The 15,361-nt window shown below is 41.1% G+C and carries 15 protein-coding genes and 1 pseudogene; 10 read left to right on the top strand and 6 right to left on the bottom strand.

What is annotated here, in order from left to right; all coding sequences use genetic code 11:
* The first annotated feature begins 235 nt into the window (after positions 1-235).
* From MKY92_RS16800 to MKY92_RS16790, 3 genes are all read left to right on the top strand, one after another.
* Entirely contained in the window at positions 236-778 is a 543-nt protein-coding gene (locus MKY92_RS16800; RefSeq protein WP_339296996.1) for a sigma-70 family RNA polymerase sigma factor, read from the top strand.
* Between the two features lie 13 nt (positions 779-791).
* Positions 792-2,189 carry a hypothetical protein gene (locus MKY92_RS16795; protein WP_339296995.1) on the top strand — a complete coding sequence of 466 codons (1,398 nt, stop codon included), beginning with the start codon at positions 792-794 and terminating at the stop codon, positions 2,187-2,189.
* Between the two features lie 181 nt (positions 2,190-2,370).
* Positions 2,371-4,878 carry a WG repeat-containing protein gene (locus MKY92_RS16790; protein ID WP_339296994.1) on the top strand — a complete coding sequence of 836 codons (2,508 nt, stop codon included), beginning with the start codon at positions 2,371-2,373 and terminating at the stop codon, positions 4,876-4,878.
* Positions 4,879-5,032: 154 nt separating this feature from the next.
* Here the strand turns inward: MKY92_RS16790 and MKY92_RS16785 are convergent, their stop codons facing one another.
* On the bottom strand, positions 5,033-5,506 hold the full coding sequence (locus MKY92_RS16785) for a YbaK/EbsC family protein (protein ID WP_339296993.1): 474 nt from the start codon (positions 5,504-5,506) through the stop codon (positions 5,033-5,035).
* A 54-nt stretch (positions 5,507-5,560) separates the two neighbouring features.
* Complete coding sequence (locus tag MKY92_RS16780) at positions 5,561-6,118, bottom strand: XRE family transcriptional regulator (protein WP_339296992.1); 558 nt, start codon at positions 6,116-6,118, stop codon at positions 5,561-5,563.
* Positions 6,119-6,241: 123 nt separating this feature from the next.
* Between MKY92_RS16780 and MKY92_RS16775 the strand changes: the two genes are divergently transcribed.
* From MKY92_RS16775 to MKY92_RS16750, 6 genes are all read left to right on the top strand, one after another.
* Entirely contained in the window at positions 6,242-7,537 is a 1,296-nt protein-coding gene (locus MKY92_RS16775; RefSeq protein WP_339301820.1) for an ABC transporter ATP-binding protein, read from the top strand.
* 83 nt (positions 7,538-7,620) lie between these two features.
* Positions 7,621-7,866, top strand: coding sequence for a hypothetical protein (locus MKY92_RS16770; RefSeq protein ID WP_339296991.1), 246 nt, complete (start codon positions 7,621-7,623; stop codon positions 7,864-7,866).
* Positions 7,863-8,252, top strand: coding sequence for an ABC transporter substrate-binding protein (locus MKY92_RS16765; protein ID WP_339296990.1), 390 nt, complete (start codon positions 7,863-7,865; stop codon positions 8,250-8,252). The genes MKY92_RS16770 and MKY92_RS16765 overlap by 4 nt, the downstream gene beginning before the upstream one ends.
* Entirely contained in the window at positions 8,228-8,539 is a 312-nt protein-coding gene (locus MKY92_RS16760; protein WP_339296989.1) for a hypothetical protein, read from the top strand. The genes MKY92_RS16765 and MKY92_RS16760 overlap by 25 nt, the downstream gene beginning before the upstream one ends.
* A 382-nt stretch (positions 8,540-8,921) precedes the next feature.
* Entirely contained in the window at positions 8,922-9,131 is a 210-nt protein-coding gene (locus MKY92_RS16755) for a hypothetical protein (protein WP_339296988.1), read from the top strand.
* A gap of 299 nt (positions 9,132-9,430) precedes the next feature.
* Positions 9,431-9,829 carry an RDD family protein gene (locus MKY92_RS16750; protein ID WP_339296987.1) on the top strand — a complete coding sequence of 133 codons (399 nt, stop codon included), beginning with the start codon at positions 9,431-9,433 and terminating at the stop codon, positions 9,827-9,829.
* Between the two features lie 283 nt (positions 9,830-10,112).
* Here the strand turns inward: MKY92_RS16750 and MKY92_RS16745 are convergent.
* Positions 10,113-11,315, bottom strand: a pseudogene (locus tag MKY92_RS16745) (family 1 glycosylhydrolase); the annotation flags it as partial.
* 43 nt (positions 11,316-11,358) lie between these two features.
* Here MKY92_RS16745 and MKY92_RS16740 point away from each other — a divergent pair.
* Complete coding sequence (locus MKY92_RS16740) at positions 11,359-11,667, top strand: helix-turn-helix transcriptional regulator (protein ID WP_339301819.1); 309 nt, start codon at positions 11,359-11,361, stop codon at positions 11,665-11,667.
* A 436-nt stretch (positions 11,668-12,103) separates the two neighbouring features.
* Here MKY92_RS16740 and MKY92_RS16735 read toward each other — a convergent pair whose 3' ends face one another.
* From MKY92_RS16735 to MKY92_RS16725, 3 genes are all read right to left on the bottom strand, one after another.
* Positions 12,104-12,460, bottom strand: a complete 357-nt coding sequence (locus MKY92_RS16735) for a TetR/AcrR family transcriptional regulator (RefSeq protein ID WP_339296986.1) — start codon at positions 12,458-12,460, stop codon at positions 12,104-12,106.
* A 547-nt stretch (positions 12,461-13,007) separates the two neighbouring features.
* Positions 13,008-14,105, bottom strand: a complete 1,098-nt coding sequence (locus MKY92_RS16730) for an endospore germination permease (protein WP_339296985.1) — start codon at positions 14,103-14,105, stop codon at positions 13,008-13,010.
* 29 nt (positions 14,106-14,134) lie between these two features.
* Positions 14,135-15,358 (bottom strand): Ger(x)C family spore germination protein, encoded by a 1,224-nt coding sequence (locus MKY92_RS16725; RefSeq protein ID WP_339296984.1) that lies wholly within the window; start codon positions 15,356-15,358, stop codon positions 14,135-14,137.
* Between the last annotated feature and the right edge of the window lie 3 nt (positions 15,359-15,361).

Genomic DNA, 15,361 nt, shown 5'->3' with positions numbered 1-15,361 from the left:
ATCTTTTTTTATCGTGGAGTAAGCGAATCAATCTCATAACTCATTAAAAACGGATTTATGTAACTAGATACAGACAAATTGAATCGTTTTGATCTATATCTAGCCTTGATTGAAGCAGCCAAAGGTATTATGAAATTGATTTAAGTAAAAGTCATTTGCCAAACGAATATAGGTAGGTAGCACGGATCAATACAAACATTCGTGATATGAGCATGGAAGGGAGGGATACATAATCGTGGAAGAAGAACAAATACGGAAGGCAGTAGTGAATCGTGATCCTGAAGCCATGGAATGGGTGATGAACCACTATGCAGGTTTGTTATGGAAGATTGCTCATTCCATCCTACATCATGCATCGGCAGAAGAGATAGAAGAATGCGTAGCAGATACATTTTTTGCTTTTTGGCAGAATCCGGATGCATTCCAATCTGGGCGAAGTAGCCTGAAAAACTACCTTGCAACGATCACAAAACATAAAGCGATTGATCGCTACCGGAAACTCAATCGAAGATCTGAGCTTACATATGAAGAGGAGATTCATTCTGTGCAAACGGATGATTTGTTGGTTCAGATGGTCAGTAAGGAAACATATACGGAACTTAATCAAATGATTGAATCTTTTCCAGAACCGGAACGGGAGATTATGAAACGTCGGTTTTACGAAGGACAGAGACCCCATGAGATATCGGAAGCATTGTCCCTACACGTTAGACAAGTCCATAACAAGCTTTATCGCTCCAGGCAACGATTGAGGACATGGTGGATGAACAGGAAATAAAGGAGGCGATCCAATGCGAAAATCCGAAAAAGAATTTACTGAGCAGAACCTCTTTAATATTAAAAAGTTGTTCTATGATAAATTGGCGATGAATGAACCACCACCCGTTACGAAATCAGATTCAACATTGTATCCACCTGTATTATATCCATCCGCACAGACCAAGAAGTCCATGAATAGGAGAAGAAAGTATCGCAAAGCCATCTATATTCCTGTAACCGCTGCGTTATCGTTATGTCTTGTTACAGGTGCAGCTGCATCCATGGGCATCATTGACCTGCCTTCTATTCTTCATTTTCTAGGTGCAGATCGGATTGGCATTCTTCAGCCTGTTCACCAGGTTAGTGAAGATCAAGGGATTCGAATGGAGGTTATAGGTGCTGTCAGGGACGGAGATACAACGGAGATCTATGTTTCATTATCGGATCTGACGGGTCATCGCATTGACGATACACTGGATGTGTATGATTACAGGGTCACCGGAGGTAATGCAAACAACGCTCAGATTATTCATTATGATGAAGCTAATAACACGGCTATTGTTCGATTCCTCATTCAAGGAAAAGTCAGCAAAAATCGAATTACCGTTCAGATCAACACGTTGATGTCGGGTACATCTCGACAAGATGGTTACAACGTACAAGTGAACTGGGAGCAGTTGTTACAAGAAAAGCAAAACAATAACTATTATATCCTGGATCAAGATCGTATAAGTGGCTTGGGAGGTCAAACCGATATTCAATTGGAAACTGATCCTATTCCGGTATTGCATCAGGATGTAACGAATGTCCCCGTTGATGGTATTGATTGGATGCATATTTCTAATATGGGTTTTGTGGAGGGCAAGTTACACATTCAGATTAATCCGGATAATGAGATAGGCGAGTATAATCATGGATATTTCTACTTCACGGATGAGCAAGGTCAAACGCTCGATATTCCCCAATATTCCATTAGCTACGGGAGATACATGAAAAATGGAGTAGACATTGGTGGGGATTACATTGAGTATGTGTATGATCTGTCCTCTGTTGACGAATTAGATAAGCTGAGACTTCAAGGCAGCTTTACGAGTATTAGTGAAGTTGTGCGGGGAAATTGGAAAACTACTTTTAACTTGAGTCAAAATGCTTTGAGTAAAACAGGCAACGTTCAGCTTGATGCAAATGGAGGCTTACAGGCAAATGTTACTCTTTCCTCGGTTGGCGTCACGCTTACAGGTGAGGCGCTGAGCAAGATTCGCATGGAGGATCTGAATATTGAAGTACACCTGAAGGATGGTATAAAGTTGTCTGGCGCATCCGGTTTCCTCCAGCTGGATCAGGATCTCATTAAGTGGATATCCCCTAAGACCATTCCGGTGAACGATGTGAGCTACCTGCTAATCAATGGAGAGAAAGTGACTTTGTAAGAAGAATAATTAAACGGTGAATCAAAAATCGGGGGATAAGTGCAATCAGAAGGTTGTTCTGTCATCAGAGTGGTAAGTGTGAGTATTCTTTAGTTCAACTTATATAAAATGAATTACATGTCATATCCCGATTTATGACGCATACCATTAGGCGAATGCGGTCATAAGGGAGGAAACTGAGATGTCCATGAGCGAACCGCTGTTAACGCAAATTGTGAAACAACATATTCCGGCTGGTGCAACGGTCGTCACTATTGATAAACCTGTTCAACATCCAGCGATCTATGCGGCAGATCTTACCGGTGACGGTATGCCAGAGATTGCTGCAGTCTATCAGTTGAATGGTGAGCTGTATTTGCTCATTCTGAAATTTGTTCAAGGACATTGGATCAAGATGGCTCTAATTAAGGGATTGGGGTATGGGGTGACTTTAATGACTGCAGCCCCTGTAACTTCAACGGCAAGGAACAATCTCATTATCGGTTGGCGGATTGGTTCTATTTGGTCTAAGCTTGCCGTATATGAGTGGACGGAATCAGGGCTCAAAGATCTGGCGCCTGACGATCTATATTATAGCTATGCAGAGATTATAGATATGCCTGGTCCGCATGGTCGAGATGGGAAAGTGGAGATTGCACTCTGGATACATGACACAGGTGAAGCCTATCGTGTGGAGATTATACGATGGCAGAATGGGAAATGGGTTCCTGCACCGGACGTATATGCAACCTATTATCCCAAAGTGGTGCAATATTACGAGCAACTAACCCAACAATATCCTGATTATATCTTTTACTGGTATTACCTTGCGGATGCTCAGTACCATGCGGGCCAGTATCCGGCAGCACTCGCTTCCGTTCAGAAGGCACTCAGTTTCCCGGAAGCGTATCCTTCCAGAGAGGTACTACAGGAGCTGGAAAAGAAAATTAAGCAGGCGATGGTCCCTGTAAGCCATGCCCGGGTAACGACGTGGTTATATCCAATCTCCGTTCGAACTACGAGTGGGACGCATTGGGGGTATATGGATGCCCAAGGCCACATTCGGCTTGAGCCGGTACTGGATGACGCGCAAGAGTTTCAGCCCAATGGATTGGCTGTGGTTGTGAAGGATGGTCGTGCCGGCGTTATTAATCTTCAGGGGCAGTATGTCGTTCAACCTGTATACGATTCCATCAATTCCTTTTCCGAAGAACGGGCGATAACAATTGATTCTCAAGGATTTAAGATGATTAATGAACAAGGTACGGTCCTGACCAAACGGGCGTACCCGTATATCTCGAATATGAACGACGGTCGAGCATTATTTTACGATTCTAATCCTGGTCAGGCAGATGGATCGGTGAGTCGGTATGGTTATTTGGATGCGTCGGGCAATGAGGTGATACCTGCACAGTTTGCTTCTGCGAACGATTTTCAAGATGGCAAAGCGGTCGTGCAGATTAAGGACAATGAATATGCACTCATTAATCGCAATGGACATCGGCTCGCAACGTATCCATATGCCTATGTGGGACCACTAGGGGATGGACTGCTGGCTTTTCAAAAAGAAGTATCGGGCAAATATGGCTACATCGACGAACGGGGTAATATTCGCATTCAGCCCAAATTTTCATTGGCATTTCCTTTTAACGGCGGGCAAGCGATTGTTAATACAGCAGAGGACTACAAATCGATCTACGGTGTTATTAATACGCAAGGATCATTTATCATTCAATCTGCCTATAATGACATCCGTGAACTAGGCGAGCATCGTTATGCGCTGGGTCAAGCAATTAATCCGGAGCAGCCTTACATTGGCTCTGTATACGCGATTGCAGATACCCATGGCAGAAGACTTACGGAGTTCCTATATCGCGAAGTAGGCAATTACAAAAACGGCCTTGCTTCCGCATCGGATGGCAGACAAACCTATCTGCTGGATCTGAGTGGAAGACCTGCCGCTGGGTATCCCCATGTTGAAGGTTCGGGTACGCTGGAGGTCGTGGCACCAGATCTGATTAAGGCCTATGTAGACCAGCGCTTATCGTATGTGAACCGTGCCGGACAGATCATCTGGCGGCAAAATACAATCGTTCCACTTCAGCTGCCGTACCGTGTACGCGAAGAGAAGTACAAACCAAACAGGGACTATCTCGTATATTATCCGCAGGTGGAGGGATTAACGAACCAAGCGGAGCAGCTTGCGCTGAATGCCAAGTTGAAGCAACTCTCCCAGGTTAAACCGATCCCTGCAGATCAGCAGCTGGATTACACGTATACAGGTGATTTTGATATTACGTTTTATCAGCAGCAATTGCTGCAACTGCAACTCACAGGTTATAACTATCCGGCGGGTGCAGCGCATGGTATGCCTACAATGATCTATGCGATCATTAATCTGACGAATGGTCAGTTATATGAGCTGAAGGATTTATTTAAACCGAATAGTGACTACGTAAAAGTGTTAAGCCAGATTGTGGGGGATCAGATCAAAAATGATCCTCAATACTCGTATGTGTTTCCGGACACCTATATGGGGATTAGTGCGGATCAGCCGTTTTTTGTTACAGCGGATGCTCTGCATCTCTACTTCAACCCATATGATATCGCGCCCTATGCGGCAGGGTTTCCAACGTTTACAATTCCTTTTGTCCAGATCAAGGATATCATTAATACAGAAGGTTCGTTCTGGAAAGCTCTTCATAGTTGATTGAGGGTACAGCCAACATTTTAACGAAAATATACGCTAAGGACTTTAAGGCGCAAAGACAGCGGATTTTTCCTGCTTTAAGCAAATGTTCGCTAATACTTAGCGTATATAACAGTCAAAATGTTGGCGCTACCCCATATAGAACTACTATAAATCAATCATTCCATCCTTTACATACATCAATCCACTCAGAATAACTAGAGTATTTTTCTAATTGTTTTATTGTAAGTTCAATAGCACTATTGCTACTCCCGCAAGCTGGATAGATTGTCTCAAAACGTTTTAGAGATATGTCTAGATAAACAGAAACATCATTTTTAATAGCAAATGGACAAACACCTCCAATGGCATGACCAACCATATCAATGGCTTCATCAGGGGAAAGCATTTTTGCTTTTGTTTTGAAATACTCTTTGAATTTTTTGTTATCCACTTTTGCATCCCCGGCGGCAACTACTAAAACCGCTTGTCCATTCACCATAAAAGAAAGTGTTTTTGCGATTCTCTCTGGCTCACAACCTAATGCAGATGCAGCCAAATCCACGGTTGCACTAGATACTTCAAATTCTTTAACTTGAGAATCCATACCATATTGTTTAAAAAAATCTTTTACTTTTTCAATTGCCATAATCATCACACCTCATTTTAAAATATTTTCTAGAAGATCATAGATGAAACTTGCCTATGTTCTTGGGTGAAAAATCATGTTGTAAATGACACATGGTTCTTGATAGAGATTATTATAAGAATGAAAAACATTAGCACGAAAGCGGAGTGCTTGATTTTCTTTTAGAATAATTTTTTTTGTGTTGACTACCAGCTCTAACATACCTTGTACCACAAAAACATATTCTTCCACACCATCAAGGTGCCTTTCAGATGGATGGTGACATCCAGGATCAAATTCGATATAAAATATTTCAACGTTACGGGTAGGGTCAAAAGGAAAAACAGGAAATGCTCTCATTTTTCCATCATTTTCAATGATAGCGTCTTTGGACCGTGTATCAACCACATTGCACTCATCTTCTAGCTCTTCCAATAATAAAGATAAAGGAACTTTTAAGCCCACTGCGATTTTCCAAAGAGTTGTAATCGTTGGTGAAGACTGTCCTCTTTCAATCTGTCCAAGCATAGGCTTACTTACATCAGTAAGTTTAGAAACATCTTCAAGTGTAAGATTTCTCGTTGCTCGTATTTCTTTTAACCGTTCTCCAATAGTTAATACTGGCGATTGCATTACATCACTCCTTTTGTATGTTATAACATGTTAAAATATAATATAACATACTAACAGTTGAATTCAATAGGCGACAGTTAAATGATGTAAGTAACTCCTTCAGAACTCCCGTAATATTTATCCATACTAAATGGAAAATATTACGGGAGTTACAGATCAGAGAAGTCATATTTATCTATACAAGCAAAAAACGAAAACTTTCTCCGGCTTACGGATTCCATTCAGGCACGACTGAGTGAGAACCATGTTCGAGCCAAAAACGAAGCCGCCAGTCGGCTGCAGGAGTATCTGAGCGGTATTCGTGAGATTAAGGCCCACAATATGGGGGGCAAACGTTTTGAGCGGCTACGTCGTTCTTTTGACGAATTGAAATCAGCTTCCATTCGGTTGGAAGGCATTATGGGACCGATGATCATGGGCGCGATGTTGCTTGCACGATCAGGAATGACATGGATGATTCTGGTGGGCAGTTATTTGCTTGCAGGCGGTGAGTTGTCGTTACCGGTATTTCTGTTATTTTTTCTGGTAGGCACAAAGGTATTTGAACCGTTGACGGTTGTACTGATGAGTTATGGGGAGATGCGGTACTCCGCGTATAGTGCAAGACGCATTATGGATGTGCAGCAGGAGGCCCCGATGGCAGGAAAGGGAGATGTACAGCCTAATCAGGCGATTTCATTCGACCAAGTGACCTTTGGATATGATGCTCAGCAGCCGGTGTTGAAAGACTTGTCGTTTACGATTGAGCCGCATACCATTACTGCCCTGGTTGGCCCATCGGGTAGTGGTAAAAGTACAGTCACACGTCTCATTGCGCGCTTCTGGGATGTACAGCAAGGAACGATTCGCATTGGTGGTAGCCCCGTTGATCAGATGGACCCCGAGAAGCTGTTGCAGGATATCTCTGTGGTCTTCCAGGACGTGTATCTGTTCCAGGATACAATCGGCAACAACATTCGTGTAGGAAAGAAAGACGCTTCGCAATTCGAGATTGAGGAGGCAGCACGCAGAGCTTGTTGTCATGCGTTTATCTCCAGTCTGCCTCAAGGATACGATACGCTTGTTGGCGAGGGTGGATCGACGTTATCTGGTGGGGAGAAACAGCGTATTTCCATTGCACGTGCCTTGTTAAAAAATGCATCGATTGTATTGCTTGACGAAGCCACGGCTTCACTTGATCCGGAGAACGAAGCCGCGGTGCAGCAAGCGATTAATGAGTTGGTCGCGGACAAGACGGTTATTTTGATTGCACACCGATTAAAGACCATTCAGAATGCCGATCAGATTATTGTATTGGACCAAGGTCAGCTTGTAGAACAGGGAACGCATGCGCAAATGCTAGGTTACTCGGGCATCTACGCTCGTCTGTGGCAATTACAACAGGATGCTGAAGGCTGGCAGGTAAAAGTAAACGGATAATGTGACCGATGAGATAGATAAAGTAACTGAAGCAAATAAGCCTAATGTGGCTATTGAACTGACATAAAAGGAGAATGACAACGATGTTTAAACGAATTCCTGTATGGATTGCACTATGCTGTATGCTCACCTTGGCGGCCTGTGGAACGACCCAGACCACCAGTGAAGTCGATAACTCCTCAGAAGGAACGACACAAGCGACGACTAAAGTGATTACCAACCCGAATGGAGAAGAGATTACGATCCCTTTGAATCCAGAGCGCATTGTTGATCTATCCGGCTCTACAGAAGAGCTACTGATCATTGGGAAACACCTGTGGCCACGATGAGCGCGGATTACGGCAACCCGGAGGAAATCACACCAACCATTAAGGATCAGCTGAGTGCAGATACCGTTAATCTGGGCTGGTATGGTTTCCCGTTCAGTATTGAAGCTATAGCGGGTGCCAATCCGGATCTGATTATTCTGGGTAAGGATTTTAACACGGATCAGTATGAAACCTTATCCAAAATTGCGCCTACGATTGCATTGCCTTACTCATACTATGAGATGACTACTTGGCCCAATATGATGCGAAATCTGCAGAGTGGAAATAAAAACTGGCTTCGGCTGTACATGGTGAATCATTTGCCGTGGTCGAAACATACCCAAACAATCTGGTCATCTATTCGAATAAAGGTGCAGCCGAGATGTTGTACGTTGAATGGGGCCTGAAGCGCACAGAGGGTATCCCTGATCCAGAGGGCTGGGGAGGCAAAGAGATCGCCCTGGAGGCTTTAGTTACCATTAATCCGGATCGTCTGCTTTTGATGGAGAATAGTGAGAATAAGATGGTAGACAGTAAGGTGTGGAATAACATGAACGCCGTGAAGAATGGCAAGATCTATAAAATCTCTAATGTCGATAATTACAATTATTCGTACACAGCCATGGGAAGAATGGAGCTTATGGACCGTTTGGGTACGATGATTCTGGAAGGTCAGAAGTCGTCGTTGGATTAGAGTAATTCACGATGGATTAACTTTAACTTTGAACAGAACCTAACGGAGGCTTATGTGTGATTGTGTGATTTGTTCGAAATCATGTAACTTGAGTAGTTCTGGCTGCGTTTAGACATTGGGGTGATCTGATGTTGGTTAACGCGGTTCAACGTTACATGGTATTAGCATGTATATTTATTGGGATAAGCTTAACGGCTTATATCGTTCTTGAAAGGATTGAAGGATACCAAATTACAACGACAGAGTATTACGGCTTACGTAATGCAGGGGGGGAATATATATTCTTTCGCTCATCCTGGGATTCGGTCACTATTTAGTCGTTTTTTATGTTGTTATTCTTAGCCCGATCTCATGGCTTCTGCGGAAATATGTATGCTTACCTATGGTGAGAACTTTCATCTATATGATTGGGTTTGGATGGGGCGGGCTATGGGTTTTTGATCTCATGTACAATCCATATTTCGTGAATGGATACCATCTGAACCAAATGACATCGATATGGATCTTTGCCATTGCTGGTGTAGTGTATAGTCTCTTGGAGAATAAGATTTGGCGAAGAGGGCAGATGCAGAACGAACAGAAGGCTACTTAACAAATGTTGAGTAGCTTTCTTGGTTTACATAATTAATATGGTGTTTTCATTGGGGGACTCAGTTAGAAAGGATTATGTAAAAGTAATTAGTGTACATGAACAGCGGTTGAGTTAATTCGATAGTTTGTTATAAAATTCACAAGGGATGCGAGTAAAATGAATAGGAGTTTTATCGTAAATAGGTAAAATTTTCTGTTATACTATTTGAGTTGTGTACATAAAGTTAGATATTTTAATGAAGGGAGTTCATGAAAGAAATTAGCCGTTTAGTTTAATATTGTAGTTTGGAGGAAAGCATTTTGTATAAAGCAGGTTTTTGGATTAGATTAGGAGCAAGTATATTGGATAGTCTTATTATTTCAATTCCGTTAGTGATTATTGCAGGTGTGCTGACGGGTAACTTTGATGCGGATGAGCCGATTGCCAAACTAGTTAGTGCGTTATACTCAATTTTATTACCAGTTTACTGGTATGGTCGAACCATAGGCAAACGTATATGTGGAATTCGAATCCGCCAATACGATACACACGAACCGCCAAAAATTGGTACGATGCTGATGCGAGTTGTTGTGGCTGGACTTGTGTACGTATTAACTTTAGGTATCGGAGTTATTGTGAGTGCTTTTATGGTCGGTATACGTGAAGATCGACGTGCAATTCATGACTTTGTAGCAGGAACAGAAGTAGTTTGGGATTAATCGGATTAAAGTCAGGTAGAAGTAAAAAAAGGCTGCACAAGTGCAGCCTTTAAAAACATTAGTACTGTTTCACAAAACTCGTATTTTGTACATATGTAGACCGGATCTACAATTCACTCCATTGGCCAATGAATCCTCCCTTTAGATTAGAGCCAATTAGCTCACATTATCAATACTGCTCCATTATTTGATAATGTTGTAAATAGACCCTGGTATAAAACATAATTATCCTTAACATAAAAGCCGTCCCTAATTAAAGGACGGCCTTTATACCTGTTAAATATTAATCTAAATCAGATCCATTTGATGCAATCACCTTTTTATACCAAGAAAAGCTTTTCTTTTTTATCCTTCTTAAGCTTCCTTCACCGACATTATCTTTATCTACATAAATATATCCGTAACGTTTATTCATTTCTCCAGTAGATGCACTGATTAAGTCAATCGGGCCCCAACTTGTGTATCCTATTAAATCCACTCCATCTTGGATAGCCTTAGCAGCCTCAGATATATGCTCCCGCAAATAATTGATGCGGTAATCATCATTAATCATGTTGTCTACTTCCAAAATGTCTGCTGCACCCAGACCATTCTCCACAATAAACAACGGTTTCTGATAACGGTCATATAATAGATTTAGAGCAATTCTTAGACCAATCGGATCAATCTGCCAGCCCCATTCCGATGAAGGTAGATAAGGATTTTTGACACCACCAAACAGATTACCAGCTGTTGTTTCTTTTCCCTCCGGGTGTGCACTTACTGCACGGCTCATATAATAGCTAAAGCCAATATAATCAACAGGATGGCTTTTCAAAATAAGATCATCCCCTGATTCCATCTCAAGAACTACATTATTCTCTTTAAAAAATTGTGTTGCATATGAAGGATAACCTCCCCTTGCCTGCACATCACCAAACATTAGGATTTCCCGCTCTCCTTGCAGAGCAGCAAAAACATCCTCAGGAGCACTGGTCAAAGGATAAGCAGGAATATAAGCCAACATACACCCGATTTTGGCATCAGGAATAGCTTCATGACAGGCTTTAACAGCGAGAGCACTTGCTACGAATTGATGATGTGCAGCTTGATATTGGATCTGCTTCTTATTTTCCCCTTCCTGCACAATAATTCCACCACCTGTAAAGGGGTAATGAGCCAAAATATTGATTTCGTTAAAAGTCATCCAATACTTTACTTACCCTCTAAATCTATCAAATAGAACCCTTGCAAATCGTTCATAACATTCAATGGTCTTGCGGCTTCTCCAGCCTCCATATTTCTTAGCCAATCCTAATGGCATTTCATAATGGGAGATCGTAATGATAGGTTCAATATTGTATTTCAGTAATTCATCGATTAAGCGCTCATAGAAACGGAGGCCCTTTTCATTAGGAAACTCTTCATCTCCTTCAGGAAAAATACGTGTCCAAGCTATCGATGTCCGAAAACAGCGGAACCCCATTTCTGCAAACAATGCTATGTCTTAAGTACAGCGATCTCCTATACAAGACTTGTCCAAGAAATTAATGGAGTACTTGTCAAATCATTTTACGGAATCGATTACGTTGGATTCACTCGCTGCCGAATTTAATGTAAGTAAATATTATATTTCTCGTATCTTTTCCAATAAGATCAAAATAAATCTTCGAAACTATCTCTCCATGCTTAGGGTAGAGTATGCTTCCATGTTGATTCGTACAACCGATGCATCTTTAACGACGATAGGTGTGAATGCAGGTTTTGATAGCCAACGTACATTTAATCGTGTATTTCGAGCCATTTATGGAATGACACCGCGAGATTTTAAAAACAATGTCCACAACTATTTAAAATAATGGTTCCGCTTAAGGAAATATATTTGTGTTGCATTGAGTTGAGAATTTGATATTCCAGTTGCATGCTTGCACGGATAGAGCTCTAGTAGATCATGTAATTGTCCTAAACTTATTCATGAGTAAGATTTTTTAATCTCGATAGGACTTGTTTAGATGAAAAAGTATGAAAAATAGTAATTTTGCATTTTGAAAAGTTTAACGAGGATTATTAATCATCCTTTAAAATTAATCTTTCCGACACTATAAAAGGTAGTGCTTTTTTATATATTGTTCTGCTGAAAGAGAACTATTATTTTCCCAATCCATAGATGCTCCATAAATCCCCAAACTAAACATAGTTGAACCAATTTTCAAATCTCCGAACTCATGTTATGTTGTTGTTTTAATAATAGAGAATAGAATAATTCTCCCAATTCTTTTCTTATTTTCTGTTCAATTATTGAATTAAAGGGTTCCATGCTCTTTCTACATTGTGGGTGATATATTCTGTGTTTTTTGTATGAAACTCAGTTAATGTTAAAAAGATATTTAAAATAGTTTTCTTATTTAGCCTATTAAAATGATTCCAGTGTTTAACAATACTATCTAGTATTTCTTTTGTAATACCAGCATCTATTAAGTCATATTTATCTTGAAAATGAGAATAAAAGGTAGCGCGGTTAATGTTTGCTTCATCTGTGATATCCTTTATGGTAATATCTTTAAAACCTTTTTTTTGAGTTAATTTTGTAAAGGCATCCATTAATAATTTCCTAGTTCGTATAATACGCGGATCTACTTTTGTATTTTGCATAATTAATTCCACTCTCCTATGATAGAAAACAACAATATAATTTATTTGTTGTTTAAGCGATCATAATTTTTCTTTTCAAGAAGTTATCCGCAGTCGAAAGTTTATACGTCAATTTATTACTACACCAGTTGAAGAGGAAGTTCTTCGTGGAATTCTTAAAGATGCTCAGAATACCCCATCGAATTGTAATACACAGCCTTGGGATGTTCATATCGTTTCTGGCGCAAAGAAAGAGGAACTTAGTAAGGCTTTAATTGAAGCGTTTGAAAGAGGGCAATTTTCACTTGACTTTACATTTGATATGAATGAATTTTATGATCGGTATGATGAACGACAAAAAGAACAAGGACAAACATATTATGAGGCATTGGGTATAGCTCGCGAAGATCAAGAAGGTCGAAAAAAGAAGAGGTTCGACAATTGGTTTTTTTCAATGCGCCGCATGTTGCTTTCCTCTTCATGCCTTCCTTTGGAGATAATGTACGTGTCGCCTCTGATATTGGTATGTATTCTTGTTTGCTTGTCTCTGTTTAATTACCACCTCCAGCTAACTATGCATCTTTCTTATCTTCTTTCGGATCAATATGGTTAAGAAAAGGAGCCCAGGAAGAGCAATTTGAAAAACAGGCCAAATTTTCACTAAAGCGATATGGAGCCCGATCCATAAAAAATCGGTTAACCTTGGTGAGAGAAACGTTAGAGCATAAATAATTAGGCTTAGCAAGAGTAACGCGGGCTTATATCTAAAGGGGGTTATTGTTTGTAACCCAATGACGGCTCCAAACATAAAACCGGCCGTTTTTACCCCGATTCCAATAAATAGAATCATTGTAAACAAGACATCTGCTCGCTCAATAATCTTCGGAACCTCAATAAGTTGAGTAACTTCAAACAATGGATATGTGCTTGAAGCTGCGATCTCTGGGCCAAGAACAAGCACCGATAACTCATTCATTATGATTAGGAAGACGGCAGTGATCCCGTAGACAATCATTATAGAGCGCTTTAGCTTACTTTTATCTTTAATAAGCTTAAACAGCACGAGGAAAAGTACTGTCTGACCGAACGGGAATGATATAATTTCAGGAATGGCAGCTTCGACAACGGGAGCTAAGCCGTTCTCTAATACAGGGAATAAAAAATCCAGGTGAATCAGCCCCGTAAAAGGAACCAATATCAGGATAGCACCGTAGCCAAGTATCATCAAAAGCAGGAATATATGGCATAAAAGAAACCAGACCCTAGGCCCAAAGCGCACAACATCAGCGCATACAACTAATGCTATAAACGTAACGACTGCCGTAGGAGTTTGATTCAGCAATGTCAATGTACCGAGTTCGCCTATATCTCTGACACTCCTGGAGGCTTCATAAGTAAAGTAACCAATGAACAGCAGACCACCCAGGTTGCCAACCCACTTCCCCCAATAATGCCGGAGGAGTTCATATAAATCCCGCTGTGGGTCAAGTTTGTGAATGAACAGGTACAACATAAGCAATGCGAAGCCACCGAGCGCCCCGATCATCATACTCAACCAGGCGTCCTGCTTGGCTGTAGCACCTAATAGAAATAAAGTTGTGCTGCCGACTTGAAACAGGGAAAAGGCGATCACCAACCCGGATACACTGTTAACAGTTTTGCTCATTCATTATAAACCCTTTCTTTAAATATGGATTAGGTCTTACTACCAATATGCCTTTGCTGGAGTCCCGGACGCCGAATCCTTGCATCAACTTGAATATCCAGTTCCATCTTTTTAAACTCCTTGTCCCAATCTTTCTTCACTGTCCTCCAGTCCCTGGGGAATTTACGATGAATCTGGTCAGCAAATCCAACTGCATCCACACCAAGTTCCTGAAGTCTAGTCCATCCTTCATTGATCACTCTGGTTACTTCTTTGGATATCTCACCTTCCATATCTCTTATGGTATGCGTTTGGGAAATATCTTTCATGCATGTGGTCTCAATTAAAGTTCCATTAACTTTGACTTTTACTTGCATTTTATAATGATATCCGGTCTTTCTGGGCCGTAGCTTTACATCCGCCGAATTAACTCTAAAGGAAGAATACGATTCCCTGTCGGGCTGTTCGCTACATGGGAAAGAAATTTCGGTATTTTTAATCTTTTGAGAAAGGTAGGATACCCCCAAACCCTCTTCCTCATTAAGAAAACCCTTGAGCTTTCCATTTTGAAAAACGGCTAATTTAGTTAATCTAAGCTTTAGCGGAGTTGAAGTTTTTTTGAGCACATCCAAACTCTCTGCTTCCTTTTCATTCTTTTGGTCCTTCTCCCCCACCAAGCCAGCAACCGGTATGCCAATGGACCTAGAATCGGAGTTCATGCTTAATGCAAAATCAAAGACCCTCACCTTAGGGTAAACGGATAAAATATCACTCTCATTGTCAATCAAGTCATGCATTGCAGCGCCTTGAAGTTTTTCAGGTGGCATTATTTTTTTTAATATATCTGAAGCAAGACCCTCGGTTATAACCATAGTTACCAATTCCCTGGCTTCCGTATTGCGTAAATAGAAATCGACTAGATGATCTAGTCCCTTCTCTGCAGCTTTCTTTCCGATATATATAACACGGTTATGTGCTATGTAAATTCGTCTTGACGAATCCATAGTGCTGTACGACCAAGCCTGGTTAAACGTTTTTGCCTTGACAGAGAATACATAGGATGCGGGTTGGGAAGATCCACCTGATCCTCCGGTGCCACTAGTAATAGCTGAGGGAACAATAATTTGATAAGATACGATCCATTGGCCGTCATCCGTCGTGTCTACTCCCGTAGCCGCGCTTACCCACAACTCGTTAAGTTCGACTCGGTTCCAGCACCCTGTCAGACCAAATAACAAGACGACGATCATTATATACCTGATTGAACGAACCATATG

Source organism: Paenibacillus sp. FSL R5-0623, assembly GCF_037974265.1.
Lineage (GTDB): Bacteria > Bacillota > Bacilli > Paenibacillales > Paenibacillaceae > Paenibacillus.
This window is presented reverse-complemented; position numbering and strand designations above follow the sequence as displayed.

What these genes read in the sequence shown, in the direction of transcription:
- MKY92_RS16795 (WP_339296995.1), top strand. Translation starts at nt 792, where the DNA reads ATGCGAAAATCCGAAAAAGAATTTACTGAGCAGAACCTCTTTAATATT.
- MKY92_RS16790 (WP_339296994.1), top strand. Translation starts at nt 2,371, where the DNA reads ATGTCCATGAGCGAACCGCTGTTAACGCAAATTGTGAAACAACATATT.
- MKY92_RS16785 (WP_339296993.1), bottom strand. Translation starts at nt 5,506, where the DNA reads ATGGCAATTGAAAAAGTAAAAGATTTTTTTAAACAATATGGTATGGAT.
- MKY92_RS16780 (WP_339296992.1), bottom strand. Translation starts at nt 6,118, where the DNA reads ATGCAATCGCCAGTATTAACTATTGGAGAACGGTTAAAAGAAATACGA.
- MKY92_RS16770 (WP_339296991.1), top strand. Translation starts at nt 7,621, where the DNA reads ATGTTTAAACGAATTCCTGTATGGATTGCACTATGCTGTATGCTCACC.
- MKY92_RS16765 (WP_339296990.1), top strand. Translation starts at nt 7,863, where the DNA reads ATGAGCGCGGATTACGGCAACCCGGAGGAAATCACACCAACCATTAAG.
- MKY92_RS16760 (WP_339296989.1), top strand. Translation starts at nt 8,228, where the DNA reads ATGTTGTACGTTGAATGGGGCCTGAAGCGCACAGAGGGTATCCCTGAT.
- MKY92_RS16755 (WP_339296988.1), top strand. Translation starts at nt 8,922, where the DNA reads ATGGTGAGAACTTTCATCTATATGATTGGGTTTGGATGGGGCGGGCTA.
- MKY92_RS16740 (WP_339301819.1), top strand. Translation starts at nt 11,359, where the DNA reads ATGGAGTACTTGTCAAATCATTTTACGGAATCGATTACGTTGGATTCA.
- MKY92_RS16735 (WP_339296986.1), bottom strand. Translation starts at nt 12,460, where the DNA reads ATGCAAAATACAAAAGTAGATCCGCGTATTATACGAACTAGGAAATTA.
- MKY92_RS16730 (WP_339296985.1), bottom strand. Translation starts at nt 14,105, where the DNA reads ATGAGCAAAACTGTTAACAGTGTATCCGGGTTGGTGATCGCCTTTTCC.
- MKY92_RS16725 (WP_339296984.1), bottom strand. Translation starts at nt 15,358, where the DNA reads ATGGTTCGTTCAATCAGGTATATAATGATCGTCGTCTTGTTATTTGGT.